We start from the raw sequence: 1,070 nt of genomic DNA, 5'->3' as shown, positions 1-1,070 counted from the left end.
CTCAAGGATAAGGAACATGTCACAGTTTCCCTCAATAAAAGAGGTTCAAACGACCATACCTCTATTGTCAAAGCCTTGGCAAAACTAGTTAGTCATCAAGTGTCTCTGGATTTGTCTGCGCTGTATACTCAGGAACCAGAAAATTCCGGTAAACAGCGCTCAATGGTTAAAACCATAAGCTTGGGTGGGAGCCCGATTAAGTCCACCATTTTGAGCAATACTAACCAGGAAATAGCCGAAGCTCTATCATCAAACGTTCTGATTCATCATCAGACTTCGGAACAGCCACAAACTTTGCTCAATTCTAAACCATCTAAACCCGTAACTTCATCAAATATTCAAAGTACTGTCCTAAAGGATGAAAATAGTGCTAACCGTGCTTTAAATCACAGCGTTACAAGCACCGAAAAATTAAACTATGACCAGCCTTTTAAAATGCCGCTGGAGAATAATAATTACAGTCTAGAATTAGCCCAAAAAAGTAACAATTTACTTCTGGGAGTAAACCTAAGTGAATTACACAAAAATCAGTATCAAAACCTGAGTTATAATACATCTCACATCACCAAAAACCATGCTGCTTTTTTAAGGAATCAACAAGAATCCTTGAAGCAAATTGGCGACATTATTCAGCACCAAGTAACGTTTTCAAAGCAGTTGCTTGATTCTGAATCATAATTGTGTATCAACCAAACATGAAGCGTAAAACACTATTTTTCTTGACTTGGGTATCTACCATCGTGTTAATTCTCTGCTGGGTGTTACCTACAAATGCCTTCAACGAGTTCTACCGCAACGGACTCAAAGAACACAGTACCTTTCATTACGAATTTACCCGCACCCTAGTGCGGGCAGCGGGTTTCTCGCCAGAATTGGCAGAACAGATTGCAGTTACCAATCAAGCTGTGGACTCAGTTAATTTTACAGGTTACAACGGCACCAAGGTGCGTCTCACCAATACGGGACGCTTTGGCCCGTATAGTCTATACTGGCACTTTCCCCGACGCGGTTGCACTGATTCATTCGGTGTGTCCTATCCCACTGACGCTAGGGAATGCAACACTTGCAAC

2 protein-coding genes are annotated in these 1,070 nt (G+C 41.5%); both read left to right on the top strand.

Translation table 11 applies throughout. The annotated features are described in order from the left end of the window. On the top strand, nucleotides 1-678 hold a 678-nt coding region (locus F6K53_RS45000; RefSeq protein ID WP_293087619.1), incomplete at its 5' end, for a hypothetical protein. Nucleotides 679-695: 17 nt separating this feature from the next. Then, a partial coding sequence (locus F6K53_RS44995) for a DUF6765 family protein (protein ID WP_293087616.1) occupies nucleotides 696-1,070 on the top strand: 375 nt, incomplete at its 3' end.

The sequence above is a fragment of the Moorena sp. SIO4A1 genome (genome assembly GCF_010672065.1).
Taxonomy (GTDB): domain Bacteria; phylum Cyanobacteriota; class Cyanobacteriia; order Cyanobacteriales; family Coleofasciculaceae; genus Moorena.
Note: the sequence above shows the minus strand (reverse complement) of the source record. Positions and strands in the feature narration are given on the sequence as shown.